The organism is Halomonas halodenitrificans DSM 735, from assembly GCF_000620045.1.
Classification (GTDB): domain Bacteria; phylum Pseudomonadota; class Gammaproteobacteria; order Pseudomonadales; family Halomonadaceae; genus Halomonas; species Halomonas halodenitrificans.
Genome location: NZ_JHVH01000002.1, coordinates 136,501 through 151,215, shown reverse-complemented (window position 1 = coordinate 151,215; position 14,715 = coordinate 136,501). Strand labels below are relative to the sequence as shown.

At 66.5% G+C, this 14,715-nt stretch carries 11 protein-coding genes; 7 read left to right on the top strand and 4 right to left on the bottom strand.

Annotated elements, in window-relative coordinates; all coding sequences use genetic code 11:
• Window positions 1–57: 57 nt before the first annotated feature.
• Window positions 58–1,023 carry an arsenic resistance protein gene (locus Q358_RS0102590; protein ID WP_211248298.1) on the bottom strand — a complete coding sequence of 322 codons (966 nt, stop codon included), beginning with the start codon at window positions 1,021–1,023 and terminating at the stop codon, window positions 58–60.
• Window positions 1,024–1,113: 90 nt separating this feature from the next.
• On the opposite strand from Q358_RS0102590, the gene Q358_RS0102585 reads away from it, so the two are divergent.
• The 3 genes from Q358_RS0102585 (at window position 1,114) to Q358_RS16380 (ending at window position 3,835) form a co-directional block, all read left to right on the top strand.
• Entirely contained in the window at window positions 1,114–1,425 is a 312-nt protein-coding gene (locus tag Q358_RS0102585; RefSeq protein ID WP_027960613.1) for an ArsR/SmtB family transcription factor, read from the top strand.
• 143 nt (window positions 1,426–1,568) lie between these two features.
• Complete coding sequence (locus tag Q358_RS16385; protein ID WP_084286417.1) at window positions 1,569–3,209, top strand: tetrathionate reductase family octaheme c-type cytochrome; 1,641 nt, start codon at window positions 1,569–1,571, stop codon at window positions 3,207–3,209.
• Window positions 3,206–3,835, top strand: a complete 630-nt coding sequence (locus Q358_RS16380) for a cytochrome b/b6 domain-containing protein (RefSeq protein WP_043487527.1) — start codon at window positions 3,206–3,208, stop codon at window positions 3,833–3,835. Before Q358_RS16385 ends, Q358_RS16380 begins: the two co-directional genes overlap by 4 nt.
• 131 nt (window positions 3,836–3,966) lie before the next feature.
• Here the strand turns inward: Q358_RS16380 and Q358_RS0102570 are convergent, their stop codons facing one another.
• The 3 genes from Q358_RS0102570 to Q358_RS0102560 all read right to left on the bottom strand — a co-directional run bounded on the left by Q358_RS0102570 (window position 3,967) and on the right by Q358_RS0102560 (window position 9,471).
• Window positions 3,967–7,068, bottom strand: coding sequence for an efflux RND transporter permease subunit (locus tag Q358_RS0102570; protein ID WP_027960612.1), 3,102 nt, complete (start codon window positions 7,066–7,068; stop codon window positions 3,967–3,969).
• Complete coding sequence (locus Q358_RS0102565) at window positions 7,065–8,450, bottom strand: efflux RND transporter periplasmic adaptor subunit (RefSeq protein ID WP_027960611.1); 1,386 nt, start codon at window positions 8,448–8,450, stop codon at window positions 7,065–7,067. Before Q358_RS0102565 ends, Q358_RS0102570 begins: the two co-directional genes overlap by 4 nt.
• Window positions 8,451–8,631: 181 nt before the next feature.
• On the bottom strand, window positions 8,632–9,471 hold the full coding sequence (locus Q358_RS0102560; RefSeq protein ID WP_027960610.1) for a LysR family transcriptional regulator: 840 nt from the start codon (window positions 9,469–9,471) through the stop codon (window positions 8,632–8,634).
• A gap of 193 nt (window positions 9,472–9,664) precedes the next feature.
• Here Q358_RS0102560 and Q358_RS0102555 point away from each other — a divergent pair, with 193 nt between their 5' ends.
• From Q358_RS0102555 to Q358_RS0102540, 4 genes are read left to right on the top strand one after another with little or no spacing between them, the layout of a single operon-like run.
• Window positions 9,665–11,299 (top strand): cbb3-type cytochrome c oxidase subunit I, encoded by a 1,635-nt coding sequence (locus Q358_RS0102555; RefSeq protein ID WP_027960609.1) that lies wholly within the window; start codon window positions 9,665–9,667, stop codon window positions 11,297–11,299.
• The gene (locus Q358_RS0102550) at window positions 11,296–11,916 is read left to right on the top strand and encodes a cbb3-type cytochrome c oxidase subunit II (RefSeq protein WP_027960608.1); all 621 of its coding nucleotides are present in this window, start codon (window positions 11,296–11,298) and stop codon (window positions 11,914–11,916) included. Before Q358_RS0102555 ends, Q358_RS0102550 begins: the two co-directional genes overlap by 4 nt.
• Complete coding sequence (locus Q358_RS0102545) at window positions 11,913–12,497, top strand: c-type cytochrome (protein ID WP_027960607.1); 585 nt, start codon at window positions 11,913–11,915, stop codon at window positions 12,495–12,497. Before Q358_RS0102550 ends, Q358_RS0102545 begins: the two co-directional genes overlap by 4 nt.
• Entirely contained in the window at window positions 12,494–14,710 is a 2,217-nt protein-coding gene (locus Q358_RS0102540; protein WP_051530138.1) for a heavy metal translocating P-type ATPase, read from the top strand. Before Q358_RS0102545 ends, Q358_RS0102540 begins: the two co-directional genes overlap by 4 nt.
• The last annotated feature ends 5 nt before the right edge of the window (window positions 14,711–14,715 follow it).

Sequence of the window (14,715 nt, the reverse complement as noted above, 5' to 3'; positions counted from 1 at the left end):
GATCACCTCACCCACCGACCCGAGTCGCGTGTCGGCCATGAGCTGCTTCAGGTTGACTCAGGCCTCGCTGGGCCCGAAGAAACGTTCGCTGAACTTCACGTACCAGGCCGCGGACTGCACCTGAATGATATAAGCAACGGCGACCAACAGCGCCGCATCGGCGCCGGCCTCGCCGAAGGCGTTCATGGCCAACGCCAGGGCAATCGACAGATTGCGCATCACCGTGCCATAGACCAGTGCGATGGCATCGCCCCGGGGCAGCAGCCGCCGCGCCACCAGGGTGCTGAGCATGAAATTGACGCTATAGAGCACCAGCAGCGGCACGAGAATATCGAGCAACATTGCCGGCTCGGCCACCAGCGCCGAGCCTTTCAGGGCGATGGCCACGAACACGATGCCCAGCACGCCCAGGGTCGACAGCGGCGGAAACTTCGGCGCCCAGTCCCTCTGGTAGCCCTGCTGGCCGTGACGATGAATCAGGTAGGCCTGGGTGAGCTGGCCCACCAGCATGGGCAGAAATACCACCAGGACGATCTGCAGGAAGACGGCGACCAGGTCCACTGTTACCGCCGTCCCCATCAGCCACTGCACGTAGAAAGGCGTCGCCAAGGAGCCGAGAATCAACCCCGCCACGGTCATCTTGACCGCGGCGGCCAGGTTGCCCTTGGCAAATCCGGTCCAGGCGATGGTCATGCCGCTGGTCGGCAGCAGCGCGGCCAGCAACAGCCCCAACGCTAGATAGGGTTGCTCCGGGAACCACAGTCGCCCAAGGCCGAAGGCGATGAAGGGAATGATCGCGAAGTTGATCCCCTGGGCCAGTAGCTGTGCCTTGATATCGCCGCCCTCGAACAGCTTGCTCAGCTTGAGATTGACCATCATCGGATAGACCATCAGCAGCGTCAGCGGCACGATCAGCGTGCGCAACCAGTCGCTCGGGGCCACCAGGCCGTACGCCAGACCCAGCAGCATCGTCACCGGAATCGCCAGCGTCAGATTGCGCGTCATGCGGGAAAGAAGACTCATCATCACCTCGGAAACGGAGAATCATGCGGCCAATCAGTTTGTGTTTTAATATAATATGTTTTATACAACTGTTAAAGACATCGAAAGACCATGCAAAAAGACACCGCATTGAAAATCACCCGGCTTCGCGAGAGCGCCGACGAGGCGGGACGACTGCTCAAGACGCTGGCCAACACGGATCGTCTGCTACTGCTGTGTCAACTGTCGCAGGGTGAGTTGAACGTCGGCGAGCTGCAGCAGCAGCTGGGCATCGAACAACCTACCCTGTCACAGCAGCTGGCGGTGCTGCGGCGCGATAACCTGGTGGTGACACGCCGTGATGGCAAGCAGATCTACTATCGCATCAGCAGTGAACAGGCCATGGCGGTGATTCTGACGCTCTACGAACAGTACTGCGCCTGACCGACACTGGCATCACACGTCATGGGCAAACCGCAATACATAAGAAACATACGAAGCTTGAGCAACACAAAACAAGCCGTTACGAAGCTGGAGAGTGGCAAGAAGTGACTGTTCGATAAGTAAAACTTCGCAGGAGGGGCATCATGACGGGATATTCATCGGCTCGATACGCAGCACTTGCCGCCAGGGCCTTCATCCTGGCATCGCTTGTCACACTGCTTCTTGCCATGCTTCTGGCGATCAATGCAGCACCGGCAGCCGCCGCCCTGGACCGTCAGGCTCCCTCGACGGCGGATCATGAGCACTTCGAGGAGCTGCAGGGCCCCTTCGCCTCGGGTCCCGAAGTCACCGAGGCATGCCTTGGCTGTCACACCGAAGCGGCCAAGCAGCTCCAGGCCACCACCCACTGGACCTGGGAGTATATGCACCCGGAGACCCGGCAGCTGCTGGGCAAGCGCCACGTGGTCAACAGCTTCTGCGGTTCGGTGACCTCCAACGAGCCGTTCTGCACCAGCTGCCACACCGGCTACGGCTGGGATGATATGCGCCAGGAACCGCCCACCGCAGATAATCGTGTCGACTGCCTGGTCTGTCACGACACCACCGGCAGCTACTGGAAGTCCCCCACCGGCGCCGGGCATCCCGCCTACGAGCTCCCCGATCCCAGCGACGAAGACGCCAGACAGCCGCCCGACCTGGCACAGGTCGCCCAGCACATCGGTCCGACCAGCAAGCAGAACTGCGGCAGCTGCCACTTCTATGGCGGCGGCGGCGACGGCGTCAAGCACGGCGACCTGGATTCATCGCTGATCAATGCCCCCCTGTCGCTGGACGTGCACATGTCGGCAGACGGCGCCGACTTCGCCTGCGCCGACTGCCACACCACCTCGGCTCACAGCGTCAGCGGCAGCCGCTATCTGACCACGGCCCGGGATACTCAAGGGATCGATGTCCCGGGACACACCGATTTTTCGCGGGCCTCCTGCGAGTCCTGCCACGGCGATGCCCCGCACCAGAAGACCAAGCTCAATGATCATGTCGATCAGGTCGCCTGCCAGAGCTGCCATATCCCCGAATTTGCCCGCGGCGGCGTGGCCACCAAGACCTGGTGGGATTGGTCCACCGCCGGCCGGCTCGGTGAGGATGGCGAGCCGCTCAGGATTCGTGACGACGACGGCCACCTCGAGTACCTGAGCACCAAGGGCAACTTCCGCTATGGCGAGAACGTGGTGCCCGAGTATCGCTGGTTCGACGGTGAAGTTCGCTACACCCTGCGCAGCGACTCGCTGGACGACAGCCAGCAGCCCATCGAGATCAACAGCGTCAAGGGCAGCCATGCCGATTCGACGTCACGCATCTGGCCGTTCAAGGTCATGCAGGGCAAGCAACCTTACGATCCGGTCAATCAGCACCTGCTGGTCAATCATGTCTACAGCGCCGACGACGACACCGCCCTGTGGTCGAACTTCGACTGGGCCAAGGCGCTCCGGGCCGGCACCGAATATGCCGACCAGCCCTACAGCGGTGAGTTCGACTTCGTGGAAACGCGCATGCACTGGCCAATCACCCACATGGTGGCGCCCAGCAAGGACGCCCTGGCGTGCAGCGAATGCCACTCGCGCAACGGACGGCTGGCGGCGCTGACCGACTTCTACCTTCCCGCCCGGGACCGCAGCGTCTGGCTGGATAGGGCAGGCTGGAGCGCCGCCCTGCTGGTGCTGGTCGGCAGCCTGGCCCACGCCGGTGGGCGAATCATGACTCGGCGTCGGAGGAAACGCTCATGAAACGCGAAATGATCTACAAACGCTTCGAACGCTTCTGGCACTGGAGTCAGGCGGTGCTGATCTTCTTTCTGATGTTCACCGGCTTCGAGATCCACGGCAGCTACCAGGCGCTTGGCTTCGGCCCCGCCGCCCGGCTGCACGGCCTGGCGGCCTACGCGCTGATCGGCCTGTGGATCCTGGCGATCTTCTGGCACCTCACTACCGGCGAGTGGCGCCAGTACCTTCCCACCACCGACAGGCTGGGCGCGGTGGTCCACTACTACCTGATCGGCACCTTCACCGGCGCCGAGCATCCCTTCCGCCAGACCACCCAGGCCAAGCACAATCCGCTGCAGCGCCTTGCCTACCTGAGTTTCAAGCTGTTGATCTCGCCGGCTATCTGGATCTCGGGGCTGCTGTATCTGTTCTACAACCAGTGGCCCGTCTGGCTGCAAGACAGCATCAGCCTGGGCAGCGTGGCCCTGGTACATACCGCCGCGGCCTTCGCCATGCTGATCTTCGTGATTGCCCACGTCTACATGGCCACCATGGGCAAGACGCTCTTCAGCCTGGTCAAGCCCATGATCACCGGCTATGAGGAGACTCAGGAAAAGAGAGCGTTCGAGAATCACCCGCCCAGCCGGTGAGCTCGTGAGGTCTAGACAAATCGACGCAGTGGCAGCGTTGCTCCCGAAGGGAGCAACAACACGAGGGGCGTGTTCTACCTTCTGTTGGCCATCCCTACGCTGCTGCCCCTCCAGGTGATGCCGCTGCTGTACTACCTGCTGGCGGATGTCCCACGAGTCCAGCCCCGGTCGTCAAACAGCACATAGAGTGCCGGAATCACCAGCAGCACCAGCAGGGTCGCGCTGAGCAGGCCGAACACCACGGCGATCACCAGTGGCTTGATGGCATCTGCCTGGGTGCTGGTCTCGGCCAGTAGCGGTGCCAGGCCGGCGATGGTGGTCGTGGAGGAGATCAGGATGGCCCGCAGCCGATCGCGACTGGCCTGACCGGCGGCGGCGGCCGCGTCCAGACCCTGCTCGCGGTGCGCCTTGATAAAGTGAATCAACAGGATGGCATTGTTGACCACGATACCGGCCAGCGAGGCGGCCCCGATCAACGAGGGCATGGAGAGATAGTAGCCCATCAGCACATGCCCCCAGATGGCCCCGATAAAGGCCATTGGAATGGAGAGCATGACGATCAGCGGCTCCATGTAGCTGCGGAACTGGAAGGATAGGATCACGAAGATGCCCACCAGGCCGATCAACAGGCCACGCGCGATGGAGCCGCCGGTCTCCGCGGAGCTGGCCACCTGCCCCTCGAAGGTGACGGCCACCTCGGGGTGGCGCTTTTCGAAGTCCGCCACCCAACCGCTATCCACCAGGTCGTTGACGACGGCCTGAGCGCTGGCCCGGCGGGCATCGACGTTGGCCTCCACGGTGACCGTTCGCCGACCATCGATGCGGGTAATGCGCGCCCACTCGCGGCGCTCGGCCACGTCGGTCACCACCGAAAGCGGCACCTGGTTGCCGTCGGGCAGCATCAGGGTCTGGTCGACCAGGTCATCGAGGCCATCGCGGTCGGCCTCGGCCTGGCGCACCAGCACCTCAATGTCCTGCTCGCCGATACGCTGGGTATCGGCAATCTCGCCGAGCATGGCCGCGCGCAGCTGGCCGGCCACCTCTTCGGCGCTCAACCCGAGTCCATGAGCCCCCGAGGCCATGGAGTAAGCGCGCTGAGGCTTGCCCAGGCGCTGGTCATCCATGACGTTATAGACTGCCGAATAGCCCTCGAGATATGTGGCCATCTCCAGTGCCGCCGCCTTCATGGCATCGAGTCTCTCGCCGGTCAGGCGCACCTCTATCGGCACCCCGGCGGGGCCGAAACCCGGCTCCTGGATGATCAGGCGCTGCATCCCCGCGATCTCGCCGATCGCCTCGTGCCAGGCGGCAGTCAGCGCATCCAGGGTCAGAGTACGCCTCTCGGCGGTCAGCAGATCGACACTGACCGTCGCCACATGGGGTCCTGCCTCACGCGCGCTGAGGTTATGGTTGAAGCGCACCTGCATCGCCTCGACCAGCGCCGCGCCTTCGGGCTGTTCGGGCGAATAGCGGGCATCGAGCTCATTCATGGCCGATGCCACTCGCTCGGCCACCGCCTCGGTGCGCTCGAGCGGCGTACCCTGGGGCATCAGAATGCGCGCCTCCAGCACGTCGCCGTCGATATCGGGCATCGCCTCGCTGCCAAGATGACCTCCGGCCATGAAGCCGACCGACCCCAGCATCACAGCAAGCATCGCGCCGAGCACCCCATGGCGGAAACGGATCGCCCGGTCGGCCAGCCTTCCCACGCCCTCGCGAAAGCGCTCGAAGCCGCGATCGAAGGCGCCGCGCAGGCGGGAATCATGGCCCTGCTGCAGATGCTTCACGCTCCCCTCGAGATGATGAGGCAGAATCCAGAACGCCTCGACCAGGCTCGCCGCCAGGGCGGCGATCAACACCACCGGCAGAACCTCGAGCACCGCGCCCATCTCGCCGGCCAGGAAGGAGAGCGGGACGAAGACCGAGGCGGTGGTCAGAAACGACGACAGCACCCCGGGCAGCACCTGACGGGTCCCGGAGACTACTGCTGCCAGCGGCGAGGCACTCTCCCCCGCGTGGGCGGCGATGCTGTCGGTGATGACGATGGCGTCGTCCATGACGATGCCGATGGCCATCAGCAGCCCCACCAGGGTGATCATGTTCAGGGTGAGCCCGCTGAGTCCCATCACCAGGAAGGCGCCCATGAAGGCGGCAGGCAACCCCAGCACCGCCCACAGTGCCAGGCGTGGCCGAAAGAACAGGCTCATCACCAGCACCACCAGCGCAAGCCCCATCAGGCCGTTGGCCACCAGCATCTGCAGACGGTCGCGGACGATGCCGGTCATGTCCTGGGTCAGGGTCAGCGTTACGCCACCCTCGAAGCGGCGACGCTCCGCTTCGATCAGCGCCTCAAGCTCCTCCTTTACCGTCAGGGCGTCATCGCGCAGGCTCTTGCTTACCTCCAGCACCAGCGACGGCTCGCCGTTGAAGACAATCTTCTCCTCATCGCGCTCACCGGCTTCGGCGAGGGTGGCGATATCGCCCAGCGTCAGCTCACCGCCGGCCGGGTCGGAGACCACCACCAGGCTCTCCAGCTCACGCAGCGAGCGGCGCTGGTCGGTAAAGCGCAGCAGGATATCGCGCCCGGGGGTCTCCAGGGTGCCCAGCGGCAGATCCAGGCTCTGCGCGGAGACCCGACGCGCCAGGTCGCGGGCCGAGAGTCCGTGCTGACCCAGCACCTCGCCGGGCACCTCCACCTGCCACTGGCGCTGAGACGTGCCGTGAATCGCCACATTGGCCACTCCGGGCAAGGCCATGATGCGCTCCTCCAGGCGCAGGGCGTACTCCTCGAGCTGCGAGGTAGGCATATCGGAAGAGACCGCGACTGCCGCCACCAGGTCGCTGCGATGCAGTTCGCGCACCACCGGCGGGTCTGCCCGGGCCGGAAACTCGCTGATGGCAGCGACCTCGGTATCGATCTCGCTGAGAAAACGCAGGGAATCGCCGCCGGCCTGCATGGTGGCGGTGGCACTGGCCAGATTGTCCTGGGCCACGCAGACAAACTCGTCGAGGTACTCCACCCCCTTGACCGCCTCATGCAGGCGCCGGCACACGGCATCCTCCACGTCGGCCGCGCTGGCTCCGCGGTAGACCACCTCGACGCCGACCTCCGTCGGGCGATAATCGGGGAATGTCTCGCGCTTGAGCGTTGGGGCCGCAAAGAGCCCGGCGGCGAGCAGCAGCACCAGCAGCAGATTGGCGGCGGTGGGGTGAGCGGCAAACCAGCGGATCATGGCTGCGCTTCCTCGTGTTCCTCACCCAGCGCCTGGCCGGCAATCTGCGCCTCCAGGTTCCGGTCACGCTGCCCGGCGACGGCCATCCCGGCAATTACCGTGGACAGGTCATCGACCACCACCCTCTCGCCGGGGGCCAGGCCGGCCGAGATCACCGCCAGGTCCCCCTGCTCGAAGGCCACGCTCACCGCCCGCCGTTCGAGGCGTTGATCATCACCCACCAGCCAGGCCTCGCCCTGATGCACCGCACCGGCCGGTATCGCCAGCCGGGGTGCCCGGCTCCATGCCGAGAGGCGCACTCGTATGTACATGTCGCGCTGCAGCGGTGGGCGATTCGGTGGCCCGGCATCACGGTAAGGTTGATCGACTCGCACCACGGCCCGAACCGTTCGGGTGGCCGGATCCAGCCCGCTGGCCACTCGTATCAACTCACCCGACCAGCCGACACCCTCGGCACCGACCAGAAGCAAATCGGCATCAACCGCCGAGAAGTCCAGTCGTTCGTTCAAATCATCCAGCCCCTGACCGAAGGGCTTCTCGGGCAGGATCGCGCCCAGCAGACGACGCATCATGCCGATGGGAATATGCGCCTCCACTTCGGCAGCGGCCAGGCTCTCGGCCTGGAACAGTCTCTGCCCGCTGCCCACGAACTGATGCAACTCTATGTCAACATCGCTCAGACGCAGATCATAGGGCGCCTCGAAGCGGGTATCCGTCAGGTCCTTCCGGGCCTGAGTCAGGCGCACCTCGGCCCGTTCACGCCGGGCCTGGAGCACCTCGCGCCGCGCGGGCATCAACGCCAGGGTGTTCTCAAGAGAGGCCACCGCCCGACGCTGCCCCACGGCGCTGCGCCGCTGCTCGTCGCGCCGTGAGGTGGAGACCGAACCGCTGGCGGCCAGGCGCTCGATACGCGACAGCTCCTGCTCGGTCAGGGCAAGGGCCTGCTGTTCCAGTGCCAGCAGGCGGTCGGTGTTCTTCTCCTCGGCCTCGAGCTGCGACAGCTCGCCATCCAGGCTTGAAAGCTCCGCCTCCGCCTCGACGATGGCCAGCTCATAGCGGCTGGGATCCAGCGCCACCAGCAACGTGCCCTTGGGCAGCAGGGTACCGCTCTCCAGCTCAGGGTGGCGCTCCACCACGCGCCCCGCCACGTTGGCAACCGCCTGCCAGGTCTCGGCGGGGCGCGCCACGCCGTGGCCACGCGCCTCCAGACGAAAATCCAGGGGCTGGACCGCAACGGTCCTGACCGGGGTGGCGGATACCGCCGCCTCCTGGCGCTCGGGAGCCTGGCGATTGGCCACGAAGAACATCAGCAACGCCACCCCCGCAACGAAGCCAACCAGCACCGCCAACCCACTGCTCAATTGCCGTATCCAGGGCCTCATGCACCACCTCCCGCCTCGCTGCCTTGCGCCTGTAGCCAACCAACACGGCGTCTGGACTCTGAAACAATCATATAAACTGCCCCCTCGGCTAGCCAGCCACGGCCTGACTGTCTGCCGAGCGCGCCATCAAGGCCTGGCAATGGGCCACCACGCGAATCGATGCCTGGCGCCCCGGCTCGAATCAGGCCGCCCCCTGCACCTGCCGGTAGAGCAGGTCGATGGCTTCCTCCAGCCCGGGGGCTCGACGCTCGCGGGGGTGCACGAGATAGACAGGGTAGGAAAACTCCGGCATCTCCGGCACTCGCTCGAGCAGCCCCTGCCGGAGATAGGGCTGGACGACGCTCAGGCGGAAGTACCCCATTCCCGAATGATTGAGCAGGTAATGCAGGGCCAGCGGCCCCAGGTTCACCGCGATGACAGGGCTGGCATACTGAGGCAGGGCCGCATCGTGCTCGCGGCGAAATACCTCGCCCCAGTCCACGTAGAGGTAGGGGGCCGACGAGCCCGATCCTCGCGTACGTACCATCACCAGCCGCTCCTCGCGCAACAGCTCGACCTGCAGGCTGGGCCAGTAGTCCGCCTGGTGCACCAGGGCGGCATCGAGTCCGCCATGGGTGAGGCGCTCGTGCAGTGCCTCGCGCTCTCCCACCTCGATACGCACCGCCAGTGACGGCAGGGTGTCGCGCAGCGTGTGCAGCCAGCGGGTCAGCAGCGGCTCCCATAGGCTAAGTTCGCCGCCCAGCGTAAGCACCCGTCGTATTCCCCGCGGCAGCGGCAGCTCTCGTTGTGCGCTTTCCCACAACTGCACCAGCTGCAGGGCATGCTCGGCGAAGCGCTCACCGTCCGCGGTCATGGTCACACCACCGCGGCTGCGCGCCAGCAGGCGGCAGCCCAGTCGCTCCTCCAGCTTGCGCATGCGCATGGTGACCGTGGTCTGGGTCACATGCAGCGACTCGGCCGCCGCGCTGAAGCTTCTGCAGCGCAGGATTTCCAGGAAGGTTCTCGCCAGCTCGATATCCATGCGCCCTCTGAATCAATTATTTTGATGCAACCTCGGTTTAATTTTCATTATACATTAACCATTTGTCTGCCTAGATTGAGGGTGAACTCCATCGTATCGCGCCGTCCGCGTCGCACCGACTCCAATGCGCCGGTGTGGCCATCGATCCTTGATGATGACCCGGGACGCGCGGATACCGAGCCGAAGGCACCTCATGACTCCAACCATTGCGATCCTGCTTATCATCACCTTCGTGGTGTCGGCGGTGGGCCTGCTGCTGCTGATCTGGTCCATTGCCACCAACCAGTTCGGTCACGGCTCCCTCGCCGCCCGCACCATCTTCCTCGAGGGCGAGGAGGGGCACAGCGAGGACCCCGCTCGCACCGTGACGCCCGAAACGACCGACGACAACATCGACGCCGACGAGCTCAGGGCCCGGGGGCAGGCCGATCTTTCCTCGCGTCGGGCAACCATGGCCTGGCTAGGCTCGGCGGTGTTCTGGCTGCTGGTGGGCTCCGGCTATGGCCTGCTGACCTCCGCCAAGTTTCACTGGCCCGAGCTGCTGGCCGACAGCGAGTGGCTCACCTTCGGCCGCGTACGCCCCATGCACCTCAACGCCGTGGCCTATGGCTGGGCCTCCATGGCCGGCGTCGGGACCGCCATCTTCCTGATTCCTCGCCTGTTCAAGACGGCGCTGGTCGGCGGCAGATACGCCCTGACGGGGGCGGGCATCTGGAACCTGGGCATGCTGCTGGGCCTGGTATCGATCAACCTGGGACTCTCCGACGGCGAAGAATGGCTCGAGTTTCCCTGGCAGGTCGATATCCTCTTCGTGATCGGCGGCGCCCTGTGCGCCATCCCGCTGGTGCTCACGGCGGCCAACCGGCGTGTCGCCCATCTCTATGTCACCAGCTGGTACCTGCTGGCCGCCCTGGTATGGTTTCCCATTCTCTTTTTGCTGGCCAACCTGCCCGGCCTCTTCCCCGGTGCGTCCGGCGCCACCGTCAACTGGTGGTTCGCCCATAACGTGCTGGGGCTCTGGGTAACCCCCATCGGGGTCGGCATCGCCTACTACATGATTCCCAAGATCCTGGGCAGGCCGATCATCTCCTATCAGCTGTCGCTGATCGGCTTCTGGTCGCTGGCGCTGTTCTACAGCCAGGTGGGCATCCACCACCTGGTGGGCGGGCCGGTGCCGACCTGGCTGGTCACGCTCTCCATCGTCCACAGCGTGATGATGTCGATCCCGGTGATCACCGTCGCCATCAACCACCACGGCACCATGTGGGGCCACTTCGGCATGCTGCGGCGCTCGCCTACCCTGCGCTTCGTCTGGATCGGTGCGCTGATGTACACCGTCTCGTCGCTGCAGGGCTCCATGGAGGCGCTGCGCAGCGTCAACGTCATCACCCACTTCACCCACTACACCGTGGGTCACGCCCATCTGGGGATGTACGCCTTCCTCAGCATGATCCTGTTCGGCGCCATCTACTTCATCATGCCACGCCTGCTGAACTGGGAGTGGCCCTGGCGGCCCCTCATCACCCTGCACTTCTGGCTGGTCTCGATCGGCATCCTGATCTACGTCGTGGCACTCTCGGTGGGCGGTTGGCTGCAGGGCCTGTCCCTGCTCGACGCCGACACGCCGTTCATGGACATCGTGCGCCTCACCCTGCCCTACCTGGAAGCCCGCACCCTGGGCGGTGCCCTGATGACCCTGGGGCACCTGGTCTTCGCCGTACACTTCGTGGCCATGCTGACCCGTCGCGGCAAGGACCGGCGCCAGCCGACGCTGTTCCGCGCCGGTGAACGCCAGCACAAGCACAGCAGCGTGGAGGTCCAGCAATGAAGCGTGCCTTAGCGATCATGGTCGGGGCGGCACTCATCCTGCTGCTGGCCATGCTCACCCTGGTGGCCATGCCCTATGTGCAGCTGTCTTCCGAGGCCGTCCCCGAACAGCTCGAGCCCTACACCACCGCACAGCAGCGCGGCCGGGACCTCTACATCGCCAATGGCTGCGTCTACTGCCACAGCCAGCAGCCCCGCGACCCCGGCTTTTCCAACGCCGACAGCGAACGCGGCTGGGGGCGGCCCTCGGTCCCCGGCGACTACACCTTCGACCAGCCGCACCTGATGGGGACCATGCGTACCGGACCCGACCTGTTCAATATCGGGGCGCGTCAACCCAGCGTGGACTGGCAACTGCTGCACCTCTACAACCCGCGCGCGGTGGTCGAAGACAGCATCATGCCCGCCTATCGTTTCCTGTTCCGCGTGGTCGATACGCCCGCCGAGGGCGACCATGTGGTCAAGATACCCGATCCCTACGGTCCCGAGTCGGGCACCGTGGTCGCGACTCGCGAGGCGCTGGAGCTGACCTCCTATCTGCTGGCCCTGGACCACACCTATCCCGCCTCGACTCTGCCCCAGGCGGAGGCGAGCCAGGCGCAAGGAGAAGGCCGATGAGTTCCCGTGATACCCAGCGCGCCCAGCGGCGCGAAAATCCCGAACCCAGCGAGGGGCAGCGGCCGGTACCGCGCCTGGTGATACTCTGGATTGGCGTACTGCTGGTGTGGGGGGTCGGCTACTACGCCTGGCACATCGGTGCCCCGCTGACCGGCGGCGACAGCCGTACCGCCGTGGTGCAGGAACCGGCCGGCAGTGGGGTGAACGGCGAGAAGCTCTTCACCGCCCAGTGCGCCGCCTGCCATCAGCCGACCGGCCAGGGCGTGGCGGGCACCTTTCCCCCGCTGGTCGGCAGCCGCTGGCTGCTGAACGACCCCGCCCTGCCGGTCGCCATCGTCAACGATGGCCTGAGCGGCCCCATCACGGTGGGTGGCGACGACTACCAGGGCAACATGCCCGCCTTCGGCGACAAGCTCTCCGCCGAGGAGCTGGCCGCGGTCCTCAGCTATGTCCGCGGCGCCTGGGACAACGACGCCCCGGCGATCGAACCGGCGCGGGTGCAGGAACACCGCGAGCGCCACGGCGACCACGACGCCTGGAGCGTGGAGGCGCTCGGCGACAGCTTCACCCTTCCCGAGTGACCATCGCCGTATCGAGCCCCACCGGCGGGGCCCAGGCGGCGCCCCCCGCCGACATCGAGCGGGTGCTGGCGGTCGAGGGCATGCACTGCGCCGGCTGCGCCGCCGCGGTGGAGGCGCGACTCCGACGCCAGCCCGGCGTGATCGAGGCCGCCGTCAACTTTACCGCCGACTCTGCCGTGCTGCGTTGGGAGGCCTCCTCGACCTCCTTCGCCCGACTGCAACGCGTCGTGGCCAGGCTCGGCTATCGACTACGCGACCCCGACGCGGCGGAAGACGCGGACGCCGAGATCGACCCCGTGCGGCGCTCGCTGCAGTGGCGCCTGGCGGTCGCCGTCTTCTTCGGCATGTGGAGCATGATGCCGTCCCTGCTGATCTATCTGGCGCCCCTGGGTCTGGTGGAACCCGGCGTCACCCGGCCCCTGGCCGTTGCCGCCGGGGTGATGGCCGCGCCGGTGCTTCTCTACTCGGGCACCCACTTCTACCGCATCGGCTGGCGCACCCTGCGGGCCGGCGTCCCCGGACTCGACACCCTGATCGGCACGGCGGTGATGGCGGCGAGCCTGGTCTCGATATGGCACCTGGTCCATGGCTCGTCCGCCGTCTACTTCGACGCCGCGGTGATGCTGATCACCTTCCAGTTGCTGGCCCGCCTGATCGACAGCGGCGTGCGCCGCCGCGCCTCGGCGATCATTCGCGGCTATCTGAGCCTGACGCCCGAGGAGGTGCGGATATGGCAGCACGGCGCCTGGCGCCCCACGGCGACCCGGGCGGTCGTCCCGGGACAGCGCCTGCGCCTGCAGGCCGGCGAGGAGCTGGCGCTGGACGGGCGCGTGGTGGCCGGCACCGGCGAGATGGACGTCTCGTCGCTCAGCGGCGAGACCGCACCGCGTCCCGTCGGTCTTGACGCACGGCTGGAGGCCGGCTGTCGCCTGGTCAACGGCGAGCTCGAGCTGTGCGTGACCGCCGGCGTCGGCGAGCGTCGCCTGGACGCCATCGCCCGCTCGGTGCGCGCCCTGCTCAGCCGCAAGAGTGCCATGCAGCGACTCGCCGACCGCCTCGCCCGCTGGCTGCTGCCCCTGATCCTGGCGGCCGCGGCCCTGACCGTGGGGCTGGGCATCGCCCAGGGACGGGCGCCGGACCGGCTCGTCATCGACGGTCTGGCGGTGCTGATCATCGCCTGCCCCTGTGCGCTGAGCCTGGCGATTCCCCTGGTGGTGGTGCTGGGCCACGCCCGCCTCGTGGCGCTGGGCATCCTGTTTCGCGATCCCGCCGCCCTGGAGGCCGCCGCGGCGACCGAGGTCGTCGTCTTCGACAAGACCGGCACCCTGACCACCGGCACCCCTTCGCTGGCCTCGATGGAGCCGAGCGAGGCGATATCCGCGGCGGCACTGAGGCAGCTGGCGGCCGACGCCCTGTACGGCGTCGCCCATCCGATCGCCGCGGGGCTCATGGCCGCCACGACCGTCTCGCCGCTCGCCGCCGAGGGCCGGCGCGATATCCGCCCCGGCGGCGGCATTGCCTGGTACCGAGAAGCGACGCTGACGCTGGCGGGGCGCCACGCCTGGCTGCGCGAGCACGGCATCGCGGTGCCTGCCTGTGAAGACGACGGCATGGTGCTTCACCTGGCGCAAGACGGCCGCTACCTGGGGCGGCTGCTGTTCCGGGAAACGCTGCGACCCGACGCCCGGGCCACGATAGCGCGCCTCCAGGCGGCGGGCTATCCCCTCTATCTGCTCAGCGGTGACACCCCGCGAGCCTGCGGCGAGATCGCCCATGCCCTGGGTATTCCGGTGGAGCACGTCCTGGCGGGGCGCTCGCCCGAGCAGAAGTCGCGCTTCGTGGCCTCCCTGGAGCGCCACCGGGGCGTCGCCTTCGTCGGCGACGGCGTCAACGACGGCCTGGCCCTGGCCGGCGCGCGCCTGGGCATCGCCGCGGGCGAGGCCAGCGTCACGGCGAGCCAGGCTGCCGCGGTGACGCTGCCGGACGGCCTGGCCCGCATTCCCGACACCCTGCACCTGGCCCGGCGCGCGCGCCGACTGATGCGCGGCAACCTGGTCTGGGCGGTCGGCTACAACACCCTGGCGATTCCGCTGGCCATGGCCGGCTGGATCGCCCCGGTCATCGCCGCCGTGGCGATGACGCTCAGCAGCCTGTGTGTCCTGGCCAACAGCCTGCGCATCCGACACGGGCGAGGCGGCGTCGACGCGCCGTGACCGCC

What these genes read in the sequence shown, in the direction of transcription:
- Q358_RS0102560 (WP_027960610.1), bottom strand. Translation starts at nt 9,471, where the DNA reads ATGGATATCGAGCTGGCGAGAACCTTCCTGGAAATCCTGCGCTGCAGA.
- Q358_RS0102550 (WP_027960608.1), top strand. Translation starts at nt 11,296, where the DNA reads ATGAAGCGTGCCTTAGCGATCATGGTCGGGGCGGCACTCATCCTGCTG.
- Q358_RS0102570 (WP_027960612.1), bottom strand. Translation starts at nt 7,068, where the DNA reads ATGATCCGCTGGTTTGCCGCTCACCCCACCGCCGCCAATCTGCTGCTG.
- Q358_RS0102555 (WP_027960609.1), top strand. Translation starts at nt 9,665, where the DNA reads ATGACTCCAACCATTGCGATCCTGCTTATCATCACCTTCGTGGTGTCG.
- Q358_RS0102545 (WP_027960607.1), top strand. Translation starts at nt 11,913, where the DNA reads ATGAGTTCCCGTGATACCCAGCGCGCCCAGCGGCGCGAAAATCCCGAA.
- Q358_RS16380 (WP_043487527.1), top strand. Translation starts at nt 3,206, where the DNA reads ATGAAACGCGAAATGATCTACAAACGCTTCGAACGCTTCTGGCACTGG.
- Q358_RS0102590 (WP_211248298.1), bottom strand. Translation starts at nt 1,023, where the DNA reads ATGAGTCTTCTTTCCCGCATGACGCGCAATCTGACGCTGGCGATTCCG.
- Q358_RS16385 (WP_084286417.1), top strand. Translation starts at nt 1,569, where the DNA reads ATGACGGGATATTCATCGGCTCGATACGCAGCACTTGCCGCCAGGGCC.
- Q358_RS0102585 (WP_027960613.1), top strand. Translation starts at nt 1,114, where the DNA reads ATGCAAAAAGACACCGCATTGAAAATCACCCGGCTTCGCGAGAGCGCC.
- Q358_RS0102565 (WP_027960611.1), bottom strand. Translation starts at nt 8,450, where the DNA reads ATGAGGCCCTGGATACGGCAATTGAGCAGTGGGTTGGCGGTGCTGGTT.